This window comes from Vibrio sp. J2-3(2022), from assembly GCF_021725735.1.
In the GTDB taxonomy this organism is placed as follows: domain Bacteria; phylum Pseudomonadota; class Gammaproteobacteria; order Enterobacterales; family Vibrionaceae; genus Vibrio; species Vibrio diabolicus.
On sequence record NZ_JAKKCK010000001.1, the window covers coordinates 367,738 to 389,738 of the forward strand.

A 22,001-nucleotide genomic window follows, 5' to 3' on the forward strand; every position below is an offset into this window, starting at 1 on the left:
CACCCGCTGTGCACAGTAGAGCACGAAGTTAAAGTCAAAAAAAAGCCCGAAGCAATGACTGCCTCGGGCTTTTTATTTGTAGGGAAGGCTATTTTAGCGCGGTTTTAAATTGTGCAACGGCTTCGTCCATATCATGAGCTTGAGCAGAAACAGAGTTCACCTCGTGCAAGCATTCCTGAGCGGATTGCATGTTGTTTTCAGATATCGCGTTAAGCTCGGTAATTGAGCCGCTAACTTGGTTCATCACGATACCTTGCTCTTCAATCGCAGAAGCAATGCGCTCCGAATTGCCTTGAATTGCATGCATGTCAGTGATGATCTGCTGCAGGCTAGAATCCAGTTTTTCAGAGGCATTAAGCGTTTGTTGTCCTTGATCGTTACATTGATCAATATCCGCCACGACCGTCGACATTTGAGCTTGAATATCAACAACAACTCGCGTGATTTCCTCGGTAGATTGATGAGTTCGGCTAGCTAGGGCACGTACTTCATCGGCAACAACGGCGAAGCCACGACCTTGCTCGCCCGCTCGCGCGGCTTCAATTGCTGCATTGAGAGCCAGTAAGTTAGTTTGTTCCGCAATTTCTTGGATGATGTTCACCGCACCACCAATTTTATCTACATGTTGGTTCAACGAGCCAATCGACTGCTGACTGTTCGATAAAATACTGGTCAATTGACCAATGTTGGTTACGGTGGTTTCAACAACACTTCGGCCTTGTTCGGCATTATTCGCGGCTTGATGTACACCCTCTACCGCAACCGACGTGCTTTCCGATATTTCGCCTATCGTTGCCACCATTTGCTGAACCGCAGTAGCCATCGATGCAGTGTGGTCCGTTTGAGTATGGAACTGCTCCATAACCCCTTCTAGCTCACGATGCATATTATCGGTACTGGCCGTTAACTGCGCCGATTTTTCTTGGGTGCCACTAATTAACTGCTCAAGCTTATCCAACAGATCATTGAGGTGGTGGCTGATATCAAATAGCTCATCTTTGCCTTTCAAGTCAGAGCGCAGTCCCATGTTGTTTGTTTCGCTAATGCTTCGAATGGTGCCAAGCAAGCTGTTTACTCGTGTATTGATTGAGCGAGAGATCTGCCAAATCAATGCGAAAATAACACCTAAGATCAGGGCAGTAATGACTTGCTTGATGGTCGACATTTGTTCATCACGCTTTGCAGCAGCAGAGCTAAGGGCTGTCGAAAAGGTTTCAAATTGCTCTTCTACGGCATGAGATAATGCGCGAGTTTCACCAAGTAGGCCTTGGTCGTAAGCGACCCCTACAACTTGTTTTTGTGCCGCTACTAGCTTACCTGTTTTGATGAGCTCCGGAGCATATAGACCAACAAGCAAATCACTATTTAATTGACCTGATTTTACCGCAGAGTCAAAACGAACCAACGCCAGCAATTGCTGGTGGTCGGAGCGTTGCTTGGCTTCTAACAGTGCTTGCTCGTAACCAGAAAGAAGGCCACTCTTTGCATCAAGTCCGTAGCGTTGGTAAGCACTGACCAGATTCTGAAAGCCCTTTTGGTATGCAAGGAGGTCTTGTTTGAATCGTTGACTGGAAGGTAATTCATTGCTCGTGAGTATGCTCGCAAGCTCTCTTTCTGTATTTAGAAACTTATCAACATTCGCATCAAATTTGTTTAGGTATTTGTCATTACTACGCAGTAAGAAATCTTTCTCGTTTCTGCGTAAGTTGAGTAAACGTATTTCTAGATCGCCAACGAGTTTGATGGCGTGGTTAAGTTCATTGCTCTTATTGGCGAAATGGGATGACGTACCCAAAAGGGCCACGATGCCTAAAATGGCGATAACTCCGAGGAAGTAGAGTTTTTGCCTAATAGTCATATTGTTGTTTCCTGAATAAGTAACTAAAAAGAGAAATCCAATGAGATTTCCCAAGGGCTAGCAAACGTTGTTCAACTAACATGTCGAGAAAACGACATGCATTAATACAGCACTTTCTTACGTTGCTGCTTTTTCGCTCCATGCTTGTTCTTGGTATCAAGTCTTCGGCGTTGAGAAGCGCGGGTTGGTTTCGTTTTAATACGCTTCTTCTCCTGTAAGGCGGCAGCTTTAATTAAAGCTTGAAGCCGATTCAGGGCGTCTTCCTTATTTTGTTCTTGCGTGCGAAATTGTTGCGCTTTGATGATGATCACGCCATCTTTAGTTATACGACTGTCAGAAAGAGCAAGTAATCGTTCTTTGTAGAAGTCAGGTAAGCTGGAATGTCGGATATCAAAGCGTAAATGTATAGCGGACGCTACCTTGTTAACGTTCTGGCCACCATTTCCTTGAGCTCTAATTGGGGATAATTGAATTTCCCACTCTTGAATTGTGACGGAGTTCGAAATTTTGAGCATGATAAGTAAATGCCGGTAAGGACGATTGAAAGAGCTGATAAATTAACATCACAGATGTACAAATAGAAGAAAAGACATGAGCACGATTGATTTTAGGCCCTATGAGGGATTCATATTTGATATGGATGGTACTTTAATAGATACCATGCCAGCCCATTTGGCTGCTTGGCAAGCAACCGCAGATCGCTTTGATTTTCCGTTTTGTCAGGAGTGGTTTCACAGTTTAGGAGGCATGCCAAGCTTTAAAATTGTTGAGGAGCTAAACCGTGTGCATGAGCTTTCATTAGATCCTAAAACCGTCGCTACATTTAAAATGGAAACGTTCGCTGCTATGGAGCTGCACGGGGACGTTATTCCGTGCACTAATATCGTGTTAGAAGAATATTTAGGCCACAAGAAAATAGCGGTCGGAACTGGCAGTCAACGAGAAAGTGCAATGCGCTTACTGAGCCACTCCGGTTTATTGGACAAGTTGGATGTTGTGGTAACAGCAAGTGATGTAGAGAATCATAAGCCTTTTCCGGATACCTTTTTGGTGGCGGCCGAGCATCTTGGGTTGGAAGCGTCACAATGTCTTGTATTCGAGGATACCGAGCTAGGTAAACGAGCGGCGCATGCAGCGGGTATGGATTGCGTTATGGTGCAAGATAACGAGTTAATCTTTTTTCCAAAACCATAGTAAAAAGAGCGATAAAGCGAGATCAAAATGGGGTGCAAACGCACCCCATTAACTTTTACAACATCATAGATAAAGTATCATAAATGTTTATTCAGGTTGAACTAGCTCTTGGTATTCAAACGAAGGAACCACAACCTCTACGCGACGGTTTTTCTCACGACCTTCACGAGTGCTGTTGTCGGCAACTGGGTTTTCTTCACCCATGCCTTTCACAGTTAAACGATCTGAGTCAATGCCTGCAGCAGTTAGGTAATCCGCAACAGATTGAGCACGACGCTCAGACAGTTTTTGGTTGTAAGTCGCAGGACCAGAGCTATCCGTGTAGCCAGTGATCTCTACTTGAGCTTGAGGGTATTCGTTCAAGAATGATACGAAGTTGTCTAGACGCTCCGAAACAGAGTCTGTTAGCTTAGCACTGTCGAATTCAAACGTACCTGTACCGTACTCTTCTTTGTGCACTTTGCTCATCATCACTGGTTCTGGATCTGGCTCAACCACTTCTTCTGTTACAACTGCCGCAACCACTGGCGCAGCCGCAAATTTGTAGTTAAAGCCGATACCGAAGAAGTTAGCGTCCATGTCGTCCCATACGTCATCAGACAGATCTTGATAGCGTTGATATTCTGCGCGTACGCTCCAGTTTCTGTCGATAGTGTATTCAGCACCTAGCGAGCCAGTTGGAACGAAATCTTTTTCGTCATCAGACATCATGTAAGCACCACCGATCTTAGCGAATAAATTCCAAGATTCGTTCAAGTGCCAGTTGAATTTAGGTGCGAGAGTTAAAGCCGTTAAATTGCCGTCGATCGTATTAACTGTATTAGCCCCTGACTTAAAGTTAGCTTTGTAATCGCCTAAGAAGTCGACACCATACTCTAGCCCGATGATATCGGTGAAGTCATAACCGATATGTAGTCCAGCACCAAAAGCTTCATCATCACAAGGGCTATTTAGATAGCAAGCATCGTCAAGTGTAGTCATGCCTACTTTGCCCCCGATATACATTTCAGCTTGAGCAGAGTTTAAAAGCGCGCTACTACCAGCTACCACTGCTGCTACTGCAATTGCTACTTTGTTCATAATGTTTCCTTGTATTGATTGCATATTAACTTCTACTTCGTTTTATCAAAAAATTAGAAAAAACCAGCGTTTATAAGAAATTAGTTTAATATTCTAATCATTTCATATCAAGCAACAATATCTTTGAACTTGATCAACATTTACTAACCAATAACACCTCACAAACTTCTGATATTTCTTACATTGTAGTAAAGATTTTTAGGGTCATAAGAAAATTGATGATTATTTTGAACTTTTTTTCGTAAACTTTATTTTACATTGTGCGCGGTGGTTAACAGGTGGTTTTTATTTGCATTTATTTGCAAAAACTGATTGCAAGTCTACGCCTAAGCCGATAAGTTACTTAAACGCTAGACAGAAAATGACCAGAGCCCTTGATGCTGCTCGCTTTGTGAACAATGTTGCAATGAGTTCAGTTGGCAAAAAATTGGGTCGGAAATAAAAACCAGGAAGTAGAAGTAATGTTTCAAACTGATGATGTAAGAATAAATAGAGTAAAAGAGTTATTGCCACCTGTAGCAGTATTAGAGAAGTTCCCAGCGACTGAAACCGCTTCTTCGACCACTTTCGATTGCCGTAATGCCATTCACAATATTCTTGAAGGAAAAGATGACCGATTGCTTGTAATTGTTGGCCCGTGTTCCATTCACGATCCTGCTGCTGCGGTTGAATATGGTAAAAAGCTAAAAGTATTACGTGATGAACTTGGTGAACAACTAGAAGTTGTGATGCGAGTTTATTTTGAGAAACCGCGTACAACGGTAGGATGGAAAGGTCTGATCAACGACCCTTACCTAAATGATACCTACAAGCTGAATGATGGTCTGCGTATTGGACGTAAGCTTCTTCTTGATCTTACCGATATGGGCTTGCCGACCGCGAGTGAGTTCCTAGATATGATCACGCCTCAGTACGTGGCGGATCTGATTAGTTGGGGGGCTATCGGTGCTCGTACGACAGAATCTCAGGTTCACCGTGAGCTTGCTTCTGGTCTTTCTTGCCCTGTTGGGTTTAAAAATGGTACAGACGGGAACATTAAGATCGCGAGCGACGCGATTCGTTCTGCAAGTGCTTCTCACCACTTCTTATCAGTAACAAAATACGGTCATTCTGCGATCGTAGAAACCGCTGGCAATCCTGATTGCCATATCATTCTCCGTGGTGGTAAAGAGCCAAACTACAGTGCAGCGCATGTTGCTCAAATTAAAGACGAGTTAGATGGTGCAGGGCTACCGAAAAAAGTGATGATTGATTTTAGCCACGCTAACAGCTCGAAGCAGTTCAAACGTCAAATGTTGGTATCTGATGACGTATCAGAGCAAATCGCTGGTGGCGAAGAAGCAATTTTTGGCGTGATGATTGAGTCTCATTTAGTTGAAGGTCGCCAAGACTTAGTGGATGGCAAAGCGGCCACTTATGGTCAGTCGATTACCGATGCATGTATCGGTTGGGAAGATACGGAAACCGTACTTCGTCAGCTTTCTGATGCAGTAAAAGCGCGCCGTAACAAATAAGCTCAACAGAAAGAACTTTTTTAAAGAGCCAGAGGCATTGTGCCTCTGGCTCTTTTTATTGAGAATTACTCGCATCTCTTTCTATTGTTTCTGCTTTCCTATATGTTATCTGTATGCGCTGTAACCAAAAGGAATTTGGAATTGAATCGTAATGTATGGTTGTTATCCCTTTGCCAAGCCCTATTAATGACAGGGAATATTTTACTCATATCTGTTATTGCCCTTATTGGCAAAACACTTGCGCCGTCATCAAGTTTTATTACGTTGCCCGTTGCGCTGCAATTTTTAGGACTGATGGCTGCGACGATCCCAGCATCACTGATTATGGGCAAGTTAGGACGTCGCCTTGGGTTTAGTCTCGGTAATGTTATTGGCATTTTGGGTGCCAGCTTAGCGACGTATGCGTTAAGTCAACAGAACTTCTATCTATTCTGTGTTTCTACCTTTTTGCTCGGTGTTGGTATTGGCTTCGGTACGCTATACAGATTTGCTGCTATTGAAGTGTGTGAAGAGTCGGCAAGACACAGGGCGATTTCGATATCTATGGCGGGAGGGGTACTCGCGGCGATACTTGGCCCTAATTTGGCGGTGTATTCACAGCAATGGTCAGATGATGGTTTGTACATTAGTGCTTTTGCCGTGCTTATTGGACTTTATATAACTGCGTTGATCGTGCTGCAAACGATTCGTTTTCCACCAGCACACACGCAAGTTCTACATACTAAAGCGGATAAAGTGGGGCATATTATCCGTCGACCTAATTTCATGCTAGCGGTTATCGCCGCAATGGTTGCGTATGCGGTGATGAACATTTTAATGACAGCAACGCCTCTGGCGATGATTGGTTGTGGCTTTGATTTTGACAAAGCGGCAGGAGTGATCGAATGGCATGTGCTGGGCATGTTTGCACCAGCGTTTGTCACGGGACGGGTGATAGAGCGGTTTGGCGCGAAGAATATGATTTTAGCCGGTGGATTGCTATTTGTTGCTTGTATTGGAATTAACATACACGGAGTGTCCATTTGGCACTTTAGTCTTGCTTTAGTTCTGTTAGGCGTTGGTTGGAACTTTATGTTTATCGCGGCAACTGGGTTATTTAGTCAAAGCTATGAAGCGAAAAACAGGAGCAAGGCTCAAGCATTTAATGAATTCTTCGTGTTCAGTTGTGTCACTATCACTGCATTACTATCTGGCTGGCTTGAATCCACCGTAGGTTGGCAAAACCTTAATTTGTACGTTCTTCCTTTTGTGTTACTCGTCATCGTGATGTTTGCTTTGAAAACGGACAAAGAAACGGAATCCCAAACTGCTTGATTAGATCTTCTATACATAGCCCGGCATAACGTGTCGGGTTTTGTTTATTAGCTCAACTCCACAACTTCTTCTTTATATTTTTATTGATAATGTGAATTCCCACACTAAAAATGTCGATTTGATAAGACTTTTTATCTAACTTTTTGTAATAAAAATAAAAATCCTGTATATATCTTGCCGAAAATCAATAAAAACTACAGAAGTTTCGTCTATGTCAGCCAATATTTCTCATAAAGCTCAAGAAACTCTCGTGAGGGAGTCTGAGGAACTCGTCTCAACAACGAACCTACAAGGTGTTATTACGTATTGTAACGAAGCCTTTTGCCGTGTTGCTGAGTACACTCACGAAGAACTCGTCGGCCAGAACCACAATATCGTTCGCCACAATGACATGCCTAAAGCCGCTTTCGGCGATATGTGGGCACGTCTTAAGCAAGGCAAAGCCTGGCGCGGCATGGTTAAGAATGCTACTAAGTCGGGTGGTTACTATTGGGTTGATGCCTATGTCACCCCTATTTATGAAAATAACCACGTTGTTGGTTATCAATCTGTGCGCGTTAAGCCAAAGCGAGAGTGGGTTGATATAGCCACGAAAGCCTACAAGAGTATGCGCGCCGCCGAGAAATCAGGTCGTACTTGGTCGTTGAAACTCAATGAAACCATTCGCTATGCGATTCTACTTGGCGCATTGACCGCACCTGCTGCCGCATATGCATTGTCTATTGAAGGTCCATTGGCTTGGCTTGCAAGTGCACTACCTGCGAGTGTTCTAGCGTTGTTATTCCGCCAAGAATTAATTGATACGCCTCAACAACTGAAAAAGTTACAAAAGCAATACGACAGCGTGAGTCGCTTGATCTATTCCGGTAATACGGCATTTTCGATTGCCGATTTCCATATCAAAATGCTGTCCGCAAGAATTCGAACCGTGTTGGGAAGAATGACTGACTCCGCACTGCCGTTGCAGCATTGTGCTGAAGAGTTGAGCCAAACCACAGCAGAAGTTTCGGCTGCATTAAATCAGCAAAACACCGATATTCATCGCGTACGTGATGCGACTCAAGAGGTGGAGTCTTCGGCGAATTCAGTCTCTTCTAGTACCAATGATGCCCATATGCTAATTGATGACACCTTGAAGTCATGCTTGATGGCGAAGGAAACCATCGATCAAACACACACCAATCTAACGCAGTTGAGCCTTCAAGCTGAAAAAGCGACGGAAACGACGTATCAGCTGAGTGATCAGGCGCAGAAAGTGAATCATTTGATGGAAGAGATTGGTGGGATCGCAGAACAAACCAATTTACTGGCACTTAACGCGGCAATTGAAGCGGCGAGGGCGGGTGAGCAAGGTCGTGGTTTTGCTGTTGTTGCCGATGAGGTGCGCGCTCTCTCTGGTCGCACATCCAATGCAACTGAACAAATCCAAGCGTCTATCTCTGCTATGTTGGCGACGATACAAAGTTGGCAAAAAGACATTCTGGCAAACAAAGAGCAAACGGATACATGTTCTCAGGTTGCCGAACAAAGCGCGCTTCGTTTGTCTGAGGTTGAACAGATGATGCAAAGCATGAGTGGGTTGATGGTCGATGTGGCGGAAGCGGCGAATAACCAGCTGAAGCTATCCAGCGATGTAAATCAGCATATTCACTCTATTGCTTCTACGGCAGAGCAAAACTTGGCAGCAACGCACTCCGTAGAGCAAAACAGCCGTCAGTTGAAAGAGCAAGTACAAGATTTCTATCAGCTCGCGCTTCGATTTGAAGACAAATAGCCGTAACGAAAGTCGTTGTGTTCACTTTCTGGCTGTGTTTACAGAAATAGGGGCCAGATAAAAGAAAGCCCCGCCATTGCTGGCGGGGCTTTTCAGTTTTCACATTCGCAATAGAGAAAACTGATTATCTTTTTACTGCCATTACGCTAGTAGTTCTTTTGCTGTATTTACTACGTTTTCCGTAGTGAAACCGAACATTTTGAACAGTTCACCAGCAGGTGCAGATTCACCGAATGAAGTCATACCGATGATGCGACCGTCGAAGCCTACGTACTTGTACCAGAAGTCAGCAATACCTGCTTCGATAGCGATACGAGCTGTTACGTCTGATGGTAGAACGGCTTCACGGTAAGCGGCGTCTTGTTTGTCGAATGCATCTGTTGATGGCATTGAAACAACGCGTACTTTCTTACCTTCAGCAGTTAGCTGTGCTGCTGCTTCTACTGCTAGCTCAACTTCTGAACCTGTTGCGATAAGGATTAGCTCTGGCTTGCCTTCGCAATCTTTCAGGATGTAACCACCTTTCGCGATGTCCGCAACTTGCTCAGCATCACGCTCTTGTTGCGCTAGGTTTTGACGAGAGAAGATAAGCGCAGTTGGTGCATCTTTACGTTCAATCGCTAGTTTCCAAGCCACTGCTGATTCAACTTGGTCACATGGACGCCATGTGCTCATGTTTGGCGTTAGACGTAGCGATGCCATTTGCTCAACCGGTTGGTGAGTTGGGCCATCTTCGCCAAGACCGATAGAGTCATGCGTGTATACTTGGATGTTCTGAATCTTCATCAGAGCCGCCATACGCATTGCGTTACGAGCGTATTCCATGAACATTAGGAATGTCGCGCCGTAAGGAACGAAACCACCGTGTAGCGCAATACCGTTCATGATCGCCGTCATACCGAATTCACGTACACCGTAGTGGATGTAGTTACCAGAGAAGTCACTTGCTTCTAGAGACTTAGAACCAGACCACATGGTTAGGTTAGAAGGCGCTAGGTCAGCAGAGCCGCCCATGAACTCAGGTAGTAGAGCACCAAATGCCTCTAGAGCGTTTTGAGATGCTTTACGTGATGCAATATTTGCTGGGTTTGCTTGAAGATCGGCAATGATTTGGCTTGCTTTCTCTTCCCACTGTGCAGGAAGCTCACCGTTTACGCGGCGTTTAAATTCAGCTGCCAGCTCAGGGTACGCTGCTTCATAAGCTGCAAATTTCTCGTTCCACGCTGCTTCCTTAGCTGCGCCTGTTTCTTTCGCTGACCATTCTGCGTAGACTTCTTGCGGAATTTCAAAAGGACCGTGCTCCCAACCTAGTTCTTTGCGTGTTGCTGCGATTTCTTCTGCACCTAGTGGTGCACCGTGACAATCGTGTGAACCAGACTTGTTTGGTGAACCAAAACCGATGATTGTCTTAGTACAGATAAGTGTAGGGCGAGGATCCGCTTTCGCCGCTTCGATTGCTGCGTTGATCGCTTCAGAATCGTGACCGTCTACTGCTGGGATTACGTGCCAGCCGTAAGCTTCAAAACGCTTAGGCGTGTCGTCAGAGAACCAACCTTCAACGTGACCATCGATAGAGATGCCGTTGTCATCCCAGAATGCGATCAGTTTGCCTAGACCTAGAGTACCAGCTAGAGAGCATGCTTCGTGCGAGATACCTTCCATTAGACAGCCGTCGCCCATGAACACGTAAGTGAAGTGGTCAACGATGTCGTGGCCTTCTTTGTTGAATTGCGCTGCTAGCGCTTTCTCAGCCATTGCCATACCAACAGCGTTGGTGATGCCTTGACCTAGAGGGCCCGTTGTTGTCTCGATACCAGGAGCGTAGCCGTACTCTGGGTGACCTGGAGTCTTAGAGTGAAGCTGACGGAAGTTTTTCAGATCATCGATAGATAGCTCGTAACCGCTCAAGTGCAGTAGTGAGTAAATTAGCATTGAGCCGTGGCCGTTAGACAGTACGAAACGGTCGCGGTCTGCCCATTCAGGGTTTGATGGGTTGTGGTTTAGGTGAGAACGCCAAAGAACTTCAGCGATATCAGCCATACCCATAGGTGCGCCTGGGTGGCCAGAGTTAGCTTGTTGAACACCGTCCATGCTTAGCGCACGGATTGCATTTGCTAGGTATTTACGATCCATAGTGATTACTTCTCGATAAGTGTTTAAATAGAGGGAACTCGTATAAACAAGTTCAAATAGAAAATCTTGAATGAGCGCTGATGCTAAAAGCGAGTAGACGGGCTACTCGCTCTTGGTAAGCAATTAAAGCTTAGCTTCGATCATCGCTTCTAGTTTGCCTTGGTCAACGGCGAAGTTGCGGATGCCTTCTGCCAGTTTCTCAACCGCCATTGGGTCTTGGTTGTGTTCCCATAGGAACTCAGCGTGAGTCATTGGTGCTGGACGCTCAGCTGCGCCTTTAGAATCAACTAGCTTCTCAACCACTTCGCCTTCTGCAGCTTCTAGTTCTGCAAGTAGAGCAGGAGCGATAGTTAGACGGTCACAGCCAGCCAGTTCTAGGATCTCACCGATGTTACGGAAGCTTGCGCCCATTACGACAGTTTTGTAGCCGTACTCTTTGTAGTAGTTGTAGATCTTAGTTACAGACAGTACGCCTGGATCTTCTGAAGCTTCGAAGTCACGGCCTTCTTTCGCTTTGTACCAGTCCATAATACGGCCAACGAATGGAGAGATTAGGAATACGCCAGCTTCTGCACAAGCACGCGCTTGAGCGAATGAGAATAGAAGCGTTAGGTTACAGTTGATGCCTTCTTTCTCTAGGATTTCTGCTGCGCGGATACCTTCCCAAGTAGACGCTAGTTTGATAAGGATGCGGTCGTTAGTGATGCCTGCATCGTTGTACATTTTTACTAGTTGACGTGCTTTCGCTACGCTGCCTTCCATATCGTAAGATAGGCGCGCGTCAACTTCTGTAGAGATACGACCTGGAATAGTTTTTAGGATTTCTTTACCGATGTTTACTGCAAGCATGTCACAAGTGTCTTGAACTTGTTGAGCTTTGTCGTTGCTCTGTGCTTTAGCATATTCGATTGAAGCATCGATTAGAGGTGCGTACTCTGCGATTTGAGCGGCTTTCAGGATAAGAGAAGGGTTAGTTGTTGCGTCTTCTGGTTGATACTTTTTGATTGCATCAATTTCGCCAGTGTCTGCTACTACAGTCGTTAGTTTACGAAGTTGCTCTAACTTGTTGCTCATAATCGATCATCCTATTTAAATGGGCTTAAGCGTGATTTTTGTTATCACAGCTTGTGCATTTGCAAGCGAGTTAGCTAATCGTCTCATCGCATTTAATGAGACATCTGCTCAGCCAACTACGGAAAATTTCGTTACCGAACAAATGCAATGAACATTTGATCGATAGCTGAGTAAATGATGTGTCCATATTTATCCTATCTATGCTGAAAGTCAATCGCTGAAATCGACTTATAGTGAACTTCATCAACGTTTTTTTACTGTGTGTTTAGTGGTTAACCCAAATAAACGTTTGCCCTTATTGTTCAAAGGTTGAGCGTTGTACGTGAGGGTAAAAAATTGTAGTGAGAAAATGTTATTGCGATGAGCAAATGTAGCGTTTAAATTGATAAAGAACATATGCTAAGTCAATGAGCATATGCTCACTTATTGCATACAATATCGATCCTCTTAAAGGGCGAGAGAAACCATGAGCAGTTCTAATCAAGATATTTCCATTGAAAACACGGATTTGTTGACAGAGATTTCCGTCGCGTATTATCAAGACGGTGCGACTCAGGAAGAGATATCGAGAAAATTTGCCATATCACGCGCAAAGGTCGGGCGAATGCTCAAGCAGGCGCGTGATGAGGGCATCGTTGAAATCACCGTTAAATACCACCCGGTGTTTAGCGCTAAGATTGAACAACGTTTGATCGAGCGATTCGGCGTTAAGCGCGCGCTTGTTGCTCTTGATCAGCCAAATGAAGAGGCACAGCGACTACAGGTGTCGGGATTGGTGTCCAATTATCTCACCAGCACGCTTAAAAACGGCATGGTGGTGACCGTTGGACAAGGGCGTAACGTATCTTCTGTCGCTCACCATATTGGTGTTATTACGCCGCGTGACTGTAAATTTGTATGTGGTATCGGCGGTATTCACCCACGTGGTGGTATGTATAACGCCGATCACATTTGTCGTCAGTTAGCGAAAAAGTACGGTGGAACGTCCGAAACTCTCTATGCGCCGGCTTATGCAGAGAACAGAGAACAGAAGTTGGCTTTCATGCAAAATGCAACCGTGAAACAAACGCTCGATTTGGCACGTAAAGCCGATGTCGCTTTGGTCGGTATTGGTGACATGAGCGAAAACAGTTACATGGTGGACTTAGGTTGGTTTACGCCTGATGAAGTGGTTCAGTCGAGACTTCAACAAGGCGTGGTCGGGGACTTTGCAGGTTATGATTTCTTTGATATTCACGGTAATGTTGCCAACACCGTAATGAGTGACCGAGTGATTGGTCTTGGTATTGAAGAGTTTCGCCCAATATCGGAAGTCATCGCGATTGCAGCGGAGAACAGCAAGCCGCTCGCCTTACTTGGAGCATTAAGAACCGGAGCGATAGACGTGATCGCCACGAGCGTCAGCAACGCATTAACGGTGCTCAACTTAGATGAGCAAATGCACGGCAACGCGGCATCTGAGAGTTAGCACAAATAATATGCAATTTATGTAATCAGGCTGCGAGGAGTTATAAATGACTCGCAGCCTGATTTCGTTTTCAAGTTAAAAATATTCTCTAGGAGTAGCTTTAAATTTGTACATCTACTCTGGAGAACACAATGAAAAAGACACTTCTTGCTGCACTGATTATGGGGCTAACTGGTGCGGTGCACGCCGAGCAAAAAGTCGTAGCGGGTTACTTTGCGGATTGGCAGTATGCAAATGCAGAAAACCCATACACGGTGAACGATATTCCCGCCGATAAGCTGACGCATGTGATTTATGCGTTTCTTAGTATGTGCGGCCCTCATGCCGGTGCTTCTGAAACGGTACAAAAACTGGTTGCCGAACAATGTGAAGGAAAAGATCCGTATACGGCGATCATTGTCGATACCGAAGCAGCATTAGAAAAGGACTTTGGCGATGTCTCCGTTAACGTGCCATACAAAGGCCACTTCGCTCAACTTGCTGAGATGAAGAAACAACATCCTGATCTCAAAATTCTCCCTTCTTTTGGTGGTTGGACAATGTCCGAACCGTTCCATGCTATGGCGAAAAGCAAACAAGCGATGGATCAATTCTCAAAAACTGCCGTTAAGTTGATTGCTCAATATGATTTCTTTGATGGTATTGATCTGGATTGGGAATACCCAGGTGGTGGCGGTTTAACAACGTCGCCTTGGAACCCTGACACCAAGCTTTCTGATGAACAAAAAGCATCTGAGCGTGAGGCCTTTACCTATTTGGTAAAAACCATGCGTGCAGAGTTAGATGAACTCACAAATCAAACCAAACGTGAATACGAGCTCTCTACAGCGGTAGGCGTTGGTCCAAAAGCAGCAGGTATCGATTGGAAAGCCGCGGAGCCGTACCTAACTAACATGTTTGCAATGACGTATGACTTCCTTGGTGGTTGGGGGCAGCAAACCGGGCATACTACCAACTTGCATGCGACTGAGCGAAGCTGGTGGGGCATGGGCGCAGACGTGTTCATCAACCAGATGATCGAGCTCGGTATTCCAAGTGAGAAACTGGTGATTGGCGCTGCGTTTTACGGGCGTGGCTGGCAAGGCACCAAAGACTTCTCGGGTGGCTTACCAACGCAAGATCTTGTCTCCGAGCAAGGAGCGCAGTTTGGTACGGGTGAGAACGGCTATTTCATGTTTTGGGATTTGGTGAAGAACTATGGAGCGGAGCAGGGCTACGAGTACAAGTATGATGAGCAATCTCAAGCGCCTTACTTGTGGCATCCTGTAAAGAAAGTCTTTATCTCTTACGAGGATCAACGCTCGATCAAAGCCAAAGCAAATTGGGCTAAACAGGCGAACTTAGGCGGTATTTTTACTTGGGAATTGTCAGGCGATCCGAAAGGAGAGTTGGTGGAGGTGATGTACCAAGAAATGAATAAATAAAACCTTCTAAGCAAAGCGATCGTAATTATTCAACTACGGTTTCTTTGCTTTGGTTCTGCTTCGTAAAAGCGATCAGGTCTTCAAGCGATAAAGGTTTAGAGTAGAAGTAGCCCTGAATCAAATCACAACCGCAAGCTTTTAACTCATTTAGCTGTTGCAGCGTTTCTACTCCTTCAGCCAGTACTTTCATTTCAAAGTTTTTGCCGATAGAAATGATATTCTTAACCATATTCAGTGCTTTTTTGTCATGCTCAATGTGATCGACAAAGCTCTTGTCAATCTTCACCTCATCAATAGGTAGCGTACGCAACATGCTTAATGAAGAGTAGCCAGTCCCGAAATCATCGAGCGAGATTTTAAAGCCAAGAGCATGCAAGCGCTCGCAAATTGGTGCGAACTTTTCAAGATCTTCAATAAACAGGTTTTCGGTGATCTCTAGGGTAATCTTTGAACATTCGATGCCGCGTTTCTCAATAGCATTCATAAGATTAGTAATGAATTTGGCGTGAACAAACTGTTTGACCGAGATGTTAATAGACATCTGGATAGATGTATCAATATTACCAGTCAGTTTAGCCATATCTGTCAGGCTATTTTCAATGATTTGTTCACCAATACGAACCATCAACCCAGTGCTTTCTGCGACGGGAATAAATTCACTTGGTGGGACTAAGCCGAGCTCATCATCACTCCAACGAATAAGCGCTTCGACACCATAAATATCGCCTTCTAGGTTTAACTGAGGTTGATAAACCATATGAAGCGCTTGCTTATCTATCGCGAGCCTCAGGCGTTGCTCAATTTTCATTTTACGCAGGTGTGTAGCTTGCATCTGCTGATTGAACAGGCTGTATACGTTGCGTTGTTTTTTCGCTTGATACATCGCAATATCGGCTGACAGGAGCAGTTCATCTAATGTTTCACCATGGTGTGGATAGCAGGCAATACCAATACTGCAACTGAGCAGGAACTGACTGTCATTGACTTCGTAGGGTTCTGATAGCGCCGTTATTAAGTCGCTCGCTAGTCTTTTAACGCTTACTTCATCAATTCGATTTGTTAGAAAAATAAACTCGTCACTGGCTTCACGGATGATTAATCGGCCATCGTTAACAAAGGTGTTTAAGCGGATAGATATTTGTTTTAGAACTTCGTCGCCAAAGTCATGACCATGTGTGTCGTTGACTGATTTGAAATTATCAATATCGATAAACATCAAAGAAAAAGGGTTCCCTTTCCCAGAAAGCCAGTGTCGAATGTTTGCGCGTAGGTACTCTCGGTTTGGTAATCCAGTGAGGTGATCGTGGTTCGCTTGATAGAGCAAACGCAGTTTTGTTTTATGTTCATTATTCGCAATGGAGCGGAATAAAGCGTAAAAAGCACCTTGGACGATAAGAAAAACAATCGAGTACAGTGCAAACTGTTCGTAAAATCCGCGCTTAATAAAATTCAAATCTGTCGAGGAAGAGGCCCAAAGATGATAATCAGGAAGGTATCTCAATGTGATTAACTCACTCAGGCGAGAATTGTCGACAACAATATTTAGCGCTCGTGTGAGCTTTTTTAGTTGCGCTATATCCCAGCCTGAATCTTTTGTGATTTGAGCCATAACGGCTTTTATATCTAAATCATTGGCAGGTTTTAGGTAATCTTCTAGGGTTGTGTCTTCTGACGAGCTAAAAGTAAGGTAGCCATCACTGCGGATCAATGTGACCCGGTTGTGCTCATTGGCATGGATGTCGTTACGAAAAACCGAAGATGAATTCATATTAAAGCCAGCCGTCATCACTGCTTGTACAACACCATCTTTATTTGGAATTGCTTTTCGGATCGGAATCACAAGTGAATCTTGAGCTGGCATAAAATACGTTCGACCTATAATCATTCGGTCGGAGTTGAGCGCTGCCAAAAAGGTATCACGAGTCAATGGATCTTGTTTTAGATTATGCAGCTTTGCCAAGATCAAGTTGGAGCTTACGGCGATGTAGTCTCCATCGGGGTTGGTTAGGCCGAATCCAATAATCGCCGGATGGATACTGAGCAGTTTGTCCAGCATCGGGCGAGTTTGAACTGCTGCTGTACGAGTAAAGTCATTTCTCTCGACCAACTGATGACCAATGACTTCAAGTAACGATTCTTGTCCTTTCAGAAGTGATTCGACAGAAGAGGCAAACAGCTCCAATTGTAGGAGCTGCTTATCTTTGTACTTATTCAGGGTTGACTCATAATGGTAGCGGCCAAACAACACGAACAGCACGGCGCTTATCGTAAGTAGCGCCATGTATAGTGTCCAAATGTTCTTCTTTAACCTGACCATGCCGCTTCGATAGCTCCTAGATTAGCGAGTAATGGGTAATGAGTGGTCTGCGCCCCATTCTGTCCATGACCCGTCATAGACCGATAAATCACGCCAACCTAACTGGTATGCTGCTAGCAGCAAAATACAGGCCGTTACACCTGAGCCACAACTGAAAATGATTGATTTATCATTATATAACGTTAGTGCACTAAATGCTTGTTTCAATTCCGAGTCTGCCTTTATAAAGCCATTACTCAATAATGTTTGAAAAGGGAGGCAAACAGAATTAGGAATATGACCAGAACGCAGTCCTTCTCTTGGCTCTGGTACCTCGCCTAAAAAACGTGCACGTGAGCGAGCGTCAACAATGTTTGCACTGCAATTGTTTGAGTACTCTAATATTGCATTTGCGTCCAAAAAAGCATGTTTATTTAATTTCCCGGTAAAGTTTCCAAGCTGCTTAGCTTCTGACAAGACATCCGTGACAGGCAGTCCAGCCTCAATCCAAGCCGGGAGGCCACCATTAAGCACTTTGACATTATCGTGCCCCATCGCCTTGAACATCCACCATGCGCGCGGAGAGGCGAGTGTTCCTGAGTTGTCATAAACAACAATAAGGTCTTCGTTGTTCAGGCCAAGTTTCTGAGCGCTGTTATTAAATCCCTCTTCTGTTGGCATCATATGAGGGAGATTGGTATCTGGGAGACAAAAGTCATTGTCGTAGTCGAAACGCAATGAGCCTGGAATCCACTTATTGGTGATCTTTTTCCCTTCGGAAGGAATTTGAAAACGAATACTCGCGTCTAGAAGTTTTACATTTGGTTGGTCTAATAAAGCATGAAGTTCTTTGGCATCGATCAATGCTTGCATGGTTAAATCCTTCTGATTTGGGAAGTTCGCACAGTATCTTTACTCACAGCGAATGAATGAAAGGGATGAGTCAAAACTTGAGTGGGATGCTTGGTGGAACAACGCAATAGAGCCCACTGGACAAGATGCGGACACTGGAACCGTCACTCGTTGTTGCTCTATCTCAGGTGAATTGATAGTGAGGTACCGACGTTGACCATCAAGGGACTGAGTTAAAGTGTTGCTAATGACGGTGGCTGAAACCGTGTTTTCATCCGTCTGCTTAATGAGCAACAAGAGCACAAGTAGGGCAATGAAACTGCTGAAGACCAACATATAGGTTTTGGGATTATCCAATTTGCGCTCTATTGCTATTGTTTCAAGTAATCATTTTGTTTTACAACAAAAAAATCGCATGTTCAAAGAACGATGCGATTTTGTCTTAAAACCTGTGGCTTGCGCCAGTCCCGAGTATCAATGCTCACCAATAGAGCATCTTACATGCGCCATGTCGTATTTCCGGTTGAGACGACTTTTTGCAGAGGTTCTGAGCCATCGTAGAACCAAATTTCGACTAACAGGTTATCTTGGCTATCCGAGGTGGAGAAGTCTAAGTTAGCTTTCCCACTCGTCAGCGCAGCAGAAGCAACATTGCTCGAATATTTCGCTTGGTAGGTTCCAGAGGCATCTTCACGGTACTCCTTATAAATGCTCAGATGTGCGCGCTGTAAAGAGTAACCACTAATATCTACCGCAAGTGAGCTTTCTAACCTTGGGTCATAATCGAACCCATCTGGTACGTCTAAATTTTGCATGCTTGGCTCTTCAACAATAACGGTAGTTTGAGCTGGAGGTGGAGTAGCGCTATCGTTGCTTTTGTCTCCACCGCCGCCACCGCCACCGCCACCGCCGCAGGCTGTTAACGCTAATCCCATGATGATTGTGATTAAGTTTTTCATGATGCTTCTCCTATGGAATGTAACGTTTGTTTGCTTTAGGTTGGGTATGCCAGTTTGCTCCTTCTCGCCCACCAGACTCGGCGTAGGTGGCAAACTCTGGGTAAGCGTCAACTAAGTCAACTTTCTCTAGCGGCCAATTCCACTCTTCGACGATAAGCAATGCCCAAGGAAGATTGTTCGCTGTTTTGAAGTACACGCCTCGAGTCGGGTCACTTGCGTCTACGCCCACGCCATATAGGTTTGCGTCATCAAACTGCTCAGTTGGTGCTTGGTCTGGCAAATGTACTTCCCATTTTCTACCTGGTTGAAAGGTGATGCCATCGCCGTGATATGTATTGGGTGTGGCAAAGATAAATGGGTCATAAGGCATGGCCTGTAACGCTGAGCGGTCGGAGCCTTCCTTAAAGTAGATGGTCAGTGTGAAAGACAACGCGACGTTATCATTACAACCCGTTTGGGTTCTAAAATACGCACATTGACTTTGCGCATACTGACTGAGGTCGTCACTGATAATGAAGATGGCTTCTTCTGATATCGCTTCTAGACCGTTGGTCGGTTGTTCTTTGCCATTAAACGTTAGCTTTGTTAAGCCGTTTTCAATGCTCGCTTTCGAAACGCCAGGTAGACGAATAGCAAAGCCATTTTTATAGCCAGCCCCATAGGCGGCCAGATCTCCGCTAATCTGGATATTTTCCACCGTGCCGTCCATACGTGTTTCAGTCATACGGAACTTAATGACTACGTCATTCATGTCGTAGTCAGCGGTGTAAGGCCAGTTGTCTTCATACGCGACCGTTGCATAGGAATCTGCACTTGGGAAGTGCTGTACGGATACGCCGTTTTCAGTGATTGTGATTGGGTAATCTTCTACTTCACCCGATGTTGATCCGCCATCAAAGTTCAGACCAGTTTGTTGGCTAAAGCGGAATCGGCTCCAGCTAGGACCTGCGGTTGCCAGTTCAGAGACGACAAATGGAAGCGTATTGCTGCCTGCAGAGAGTAACTCATCAGTGAATACTTGCTCACCTTCGTCAGCAAAGTCACCATCTCGGTTCCAGTCAAACCAAGCTGACAAGTAGCCGGATGTCGATGCAGTTACGTTCACCAGTGAACTTAACCCTGGGTCGAGTGCGGCAACAAAGCCGACGCCATCTTCATCTGCTGTACCAACTTTGTTATCTCCAGACGGAGCCACTTGTCCATCGGCATCACCATCTGGCGCAATGGTGCCAAGCCAAGTTATACCATCAACAGCGTGGCGTGGTCCGTTAGAAGAGAGCAAGGTAGCGTAAGTGTCAGGTGCATCACCAAAGTCAATTGGCTCGTCTTCGTCAATAACAGGAGCGTTCGCGCATCGGGCACCGTCATTTTGGCTGGAACTTGGACCGTTAGACACAAACTCTACAGCAGGAACAATGCCCGCAGCGATATTGGCTGCATTGTTTTCTGATAAGTCGACGCGATAAATTTTGCCGTCCTGATTACGCGATACGTAGTAGTTTCCGTTTACATCAAAGTAGCCTGCACCAAAGGTACCCGTTTCCCCTGTATTGCCGATCGCGGTTGCTTGGCCTGTTTTTGTATCGAATTTATACAATACGCCAGACCCATTATCGATACCATAGAGCGCACCGTCGCCAGGGTGGAACGCAAAATCGGTTAAACTCACGCTTGCATTTGATGTGATTTTATTCAGGGTTAAGGTAGCATTTGGGTCCGTATCTAACGGCGACAGATCAATGGAAAACAGCCCTTTACCTTTGCGATACAAGTAGTAGACGTGGTTGTACACGTCACCGACAAAAAACGTATGGCTAGGAAGCCCTTGTACGTTGAGAGTTTCTGCTTGAAAGTCCTGGCCTAAACGTACGATTTTCAAGTTGGTTGTATCGTAACCATAGATGTATCGATCAGTGAAGTTGAAACCGACGCCGTTAATACCTGATGCTAAGCCCACATCGTCGGTCAGTAACTTGGTTGATCCGGTAACCAGATTAACGCCGTAAACTTGCACTGGGGTCGATTGGAATAAATATGCTTTGCTCGGACAAGTGTCGAATGGCGCTGCGCTTACGTATGCGCTTGCGAACAGAGATCCAAGTAATAGTGATGTCCTTTTCATGATTCGCCCTCTCATTGGTTTGTATGATATGCAATGAAAGGAATGTGCCAGTTTTTAACTTACTGTTTATAATGAATTTTATATCGGTAAGTTATTTGGTTCGAAATATGAATCTCAGAATAAGAAAAAGCTCAACGTTACGTTGAGCTTTTTGAGAATCTTCATTGATAAGCTGACAGCGTTACTTAGCCACAAACAGGGCAGGTCGGCATTTTCATCAAATTCATTTCCCGCCAGGACATGCTAAACGCATCGAGAATGAGGATCTTCCCTTTTTTGGGTTGGCCGTAATTTGCAATCACCTTGATGGTTTCCATCGCTTGTACAGCGCCAACAATACCCACAACAGGCGCCATGACGCCAGCTTCAACGCAACTTAATGCATTGCTGCCGAATAGCGCGCTCAAACACTGATAGCACGGTTGAGTTGGGTCGTCGTACGTAAACACACTCACTTGGCCTTCCATACGAATGGCTGCACCAGAAATAAGCGGTGTTTTTGTTGCAAAGCAGAGTCGGTTGAGTTGATTGCGAGTGTCGACGTTATCTGAAGCATCGACCACCACAGAGTGTTGTTCAATCAAAGCTTGAAGTTGAGCATCATCGAGACGTTTAGCAACGGTGTTTACTTCGATATGAGGATTAAGTTCCCGCAACGCATCCGCCGCGGAATCAACCTTTTTACGGCCAATATCGGCGTCGTGGTGCAATACTTGGCGTTGTAAATTGGAGAGCTCAACAATATCGTCATCGATAAAAGTAATATTGCCAACACCAGCCGTGGCAAGATATTGGCTAGAAGCGCAACCTAAACCGCCAGCACCCAAAATAAGCACCGAGCTTTGTTTGAGCGCTTCTTGCCCCTCGAAATCGAACTGACGAAGAATGATCTGGCGGTTATAGCGCAGCATCTCCTGGTCGGAAAGAATATCCACGGTA

At 45.1% G+C, this 22,001-nt stretch carries 17 protein-coding genes; 6 read left to right on the forward strand and 11 right to left on the reverse strand.

Features of this window, described 5'->3' with window-relative positions; all coding sequences use genetic code 11:
• Positions 1 to 88 precede the first annotated feature (88 nt).
• Together L3V27_RS01760 and arfB are read right to left on the reverse strand one after the other, a co-directional pair.
• On the reverse strand, positions 89 to 1,858 hold the full coding sequence (locus tag L3V27_RS01760) for a methyl-accepting chemotaxis protein (RefSeq protein WP_237310832.1): 1,770 nt from the start codon (positions 1,856 to 1,858) through the stop codon (positions 89 to 91).
• 101 nt (positions 1,859 to 1,959) lie between these two features.
• The gene (gene arfB, locus L3V27_RS01765; protein ID WP_005396137.1) at positions 1,960 to 2,373 is read right to left on the reverse strand and encodes an alternative ribosome rescue aminoacyl-tRNA hydrolase ArfB; all 414 of its coding nucleotides are present in this window, start codon (positions 2,371 to 2,373) and stop codon (positions 1,960 to 1,962) included.
• Between the two features lie 76 nt (positions 2,374 to 2,449).
• Between arfB and L3V27_RS01770 the strand changes: the two genes are divergently transcribed.
• Positions 2,450 to 3,052: a beta-phosphoglucomutase family hydrolase gene (locus L3V27_RS01770; protein WP_031780520.1), complete on the forward strand. Its 603-nt coding sequence runs from the start codon at positions 2,450 to 2,452 to the stop codon at positions 3,050 to 3,052.
• A gap of 87 nt (positions 3,053 to 3,139) precedes the next feature.
• Here the strand turns inward: L3V27_RS01770 and L3V27_RS01775 are convergent, their stop codons facing one another.
• Positions 3,140 to 4,132: an OmpA family protein gene (locus L3V27_RS01775; protein ID WP_005396135.1), complete on the reverse strand. Its 993-nt coding sequence runs from the start codon at positions 4,130 to 4,132 to the stop codon at positions 3,140 to 3,142.
• A gap of 461 nt (positions 4,133 to 4,593) precedes the next feature.
• Between L3V27_RS01775 and aroG the strand changes: the two genes are divergently transcribed.
• The 3 genes from aroG (at position 4,594) to L3V27_RS01790 (ending at position 8,734) form a co-directional block, all read left to right on the forward strand.
• Entirely contained in the window at positions 4,594 to 5,646 is a 1,053-nt protein-coding gene (aroG, locus tag L3V27_RS01780) for a 3-deoxy-7-phosphoheptulonate synthase AroG (protein ID WP_005396134.1), read from the forward strand.
• Between the two features lie 141 nt (positions 5,647 to 5,787).
• Complete coding sequence (locus L3V27_RS01785; protein WP_237310833.1) at positions 5,788 to 6,960, forward strand: MFS transporter; 1,173 nt, start codon at positions 5,788 to 5,790, stop codon at positions 6,958 to 6,960.
• A 211-nt stretch (positions 6,961 to 7,171) separates the two neighbouring features.
• Entirely contained in the window at positions 7,172 to 8,734 is a 1,563-nt protein-coding gene (locus L3V27_RS01790; RefSeq protein ID WP_048624841.1) for a PAS domain-containing methyl-accepting chemotaxis protein, read from the forward strand.
• A 141-nt stretch (positions 8,735 to 8,875) separates the two neighbouring features.
• Here L3V27_RS01790 and tkt read toward each other — a convergent pair whose 3' ends face one another.
• Positions 8,876 to 10,867 (reverse strand): transketolase, encoded by a 1,992-nt coding sequence (tkt, locus tag L3V27_RS01795; protein WP_109168979.1) that lies wholly within the window; start codon positions 10,865 to 10,867, stop codon positions 8,876 to 8,878.
• Positions 10,868 to 10,990: 123 nt separating this feature from the next.
• Positions 10,991 to 11,941 carry a transaldolase gene (gene tal, locus L3V27_RS01800; RefSeq protein ID WP_005463537.1) on the reverse strand — a complete coding sequence of 317 codons (951 nt, stop codon included), beginning with the start codon at positions 11,939 to 11,941 and terminating at the stop codon, positions 10,991 to 10,993.
• A gap of 466 nt (positions 11,942 to 12,407) precedes the next feature.
• On the opposite strand from tal, the gene L3V27_RS01805 reads away from it, so the two are divergent.
• Both L3V27_RS01805 and L3V27_RS01810 read left to right on the forward strand, forming a co-directional pair.
• Positions 12,408 to 13,409, forward strand: coding sequence for a sugar-binding transcriptional regulator (locus L3V27_RS01805; protein WP_005396112.1), 1,002 nt, complete (start codon positions 12,408 to 12,410; stop codon positions 13,407 to 13,409).
• 131 nt (positions 13,410 to 13,540) lie between these two features.
• Positions 13,541 to 14,833: a glycoside hydrolase family 18 protein gene (locus L3V27_RS01810; RefSeq protein WP_047008135.1), complete on the forward strand. Its 1,293-nt coding sequence runs from the start codon at positions 13,541 to 13,543 to the stop codon at positions 14,831 to 14,833.
• 25 nt (positions 14,834 to 14,858) lie between these two features.
• On the opposite strand, the gene L3V27_RS01815 is transcribed toward L3V27_RS01810, so the two are convergent.
• The 6 genes from L3V27_RS01815 to moeB all read right to left on the reverse strand — a co-directional run bounded on the left by L3V27_RS01815 (position 14,859) and on the right by moeB (position 21,997).
• The gene (locus L3V27_RS01815) at positions 14,859 to 17,150 is read right to left on the reverse strand and encodes an EAL domain-containing protein (protein ID WP_237310834.1); all 2,292 of its coding nucleotides are present in this window, start codon (positions 17,148 to 17,150) and stop codon (positions 14,859 to 14,861) included.
• A gap of 21 nt (positions 17,151 to 17,171) precedes the next feature.
• Positions 17,172 to 18,002: a sulfurtransferase gene (locus L3V27_RS01820; RefSeq protein ID WP_176319213.1), complete on the reverse strand. Its 831-nt coding sequence runs from the start codon at positions 18,000 to 18,002 to the stop codon at positions 17,172 to 17,174.
• Between the two features lie 39 nt (positions 18,003 to 18,041).
• A complete protein-coding gene (locus L3V27_RS01825; protein WP_176319214.1) occupies positions 18,042 to 18,338 on the reverse strand; it encodes a hypothetical protein in 297 nt (98 codons plus the stop codon).
• 140 nt (positions 18,339 to 18,478) lie between these two features.
• The gene (locus L3V27_RS01830; RefSeq protein ID WP_237310835.1) at positions 18,479 to 18,940 is read right to left on the reverse strand and encodes a hypothetical protein; all 462 of its coding nucleotides are present in this window, start codon (positions 18,938 to 18,940) and stop codon (positions 18,479 to 18,481) included.
• A 10-nt stretch (positions 18,941 to 18,950) separates the two neighbouring features.
• Complete coding sequence (locus tag L3V27_RS01835) at positions 18,951 to 21,062, reverse strand: LruC domain-containing protein (RefSeq protein ID WP_237310836.1); 2,112 nt, start codon at positions 21,060 to 21,062, stop codon at positions 18,951 to 18,953.
• 185 nt (positions 21,063 to 21,247) lie between these two features.
• On the reverse strand, positions 21,248 to 21,997 hold the full coding sequence (gene moeB, locus L3V27_RS01840; RefSeq protein WP_237310838.1) for a molybdopterin-synthase adenylyltransferase MoeB: 750 nt from the start codon (positions 21,995 to 21,997) through the stop codon (positions 21,248 to 21,250).
• Positions 21,998 to 22,001: the final 4 nt, after the last annotated feature.

Bases quoted from the DNA above. Each gene is read 5' to 3' on its own strand.
- L3V27_RS01810 (WP_047008135.1), top strand. From the start codon at position 13,541: ATGAAAAAGACACTTCTTGCTGCACTGATTATGGGGCTAACTGGTGCG.
- L3V27_RS01815 (WP_237310834.1), bottom strand. From the start codon at position 17,150: ATGGTCAGGTTAAAGAAGAACATTTGGACACTATACATGGCGCTACTT.
- L3V27_RS01790 (WP_048624841.1), top strand. From the start codon at position 7,172: ATGTCAGCCAATATTTCTCATAAAGCTCAAGAAACTCTCGTGAGGGAG.
- L3V27_RS01775 (WP_005396135.1), bottom strand. From the start codon at position 4,132: ATGAACAAAGTAGCAATTGCAGTAGCAGCAGTGGTAGCTGGTAGTAGC.
- L3V27_RS01760 (WP_237310832.1), bottom strand. From the start codon at position 1,858: ATGACTATTAGGCAAAAACTCTACTTCCTCGGAGTTATCGCCATTTTA.
- L3V27_RS01770 (WP_031780520.1), top strand. From the start codon at position 2,450: ATGAGCACGATTGATTTTAGGCCCTATGAGGGATTCATATTTGATATG.
- tkt (WP_109168979.1), bottom strand. From the start codon at position 10,867: ATGGATCGTAAATACCTAGCAAATGCAATCCGTGCGCTAAGCATGGAC.
- L3V27_RS01820 (WP_176319213.1), bottom strand. From the start codon at position 18,002: ATGCAAGCATTGATCGATGCCAAAGAACTTCATGCTTTATTAGACCAA.
- tal (WP_005463537.1), bottom strand. From the start codon at position 11,941: ATGAGCAACAAGTTAGAGCAACTTCGTAAACTAACGACTGTAGTAGCA.
- aroG (WP_005396134.1), top strand. From the start codon at position 4,594: ATGTTTCAAACTGATGATGTAAGAATAAATAGAGTAAAAGAGTTATTG.
- arfB (WP_005396137.1), bottom strand. From the start codon at position 2,373: ATGCTCAAAATTTCGAACTCCGTCACAATTCAAGAGTGGGAAATTCAA.
- L3V27_RS01835 (WP_237310836.1), bottom strand. From the start codon at position 21,062: ATGAAAAGGACATCACTATTACTTGGATCTCTGTTCGCAAGCGCATAC.
- L3V27_RS01805 (WP_005396112.1), top strand. From the start codon at position 12,408: ATGAGCAGTTCTAATCAAGATATTTCCATTGAAAACACGGATTTGTTG.
- L3V27_RS01830 (WP_237310835.1), bottom strand. From the start codon at position 18,940: ATGAAAAACTTAATCACAATCATCATGGGATTAGCGTTAACAGCCTGC.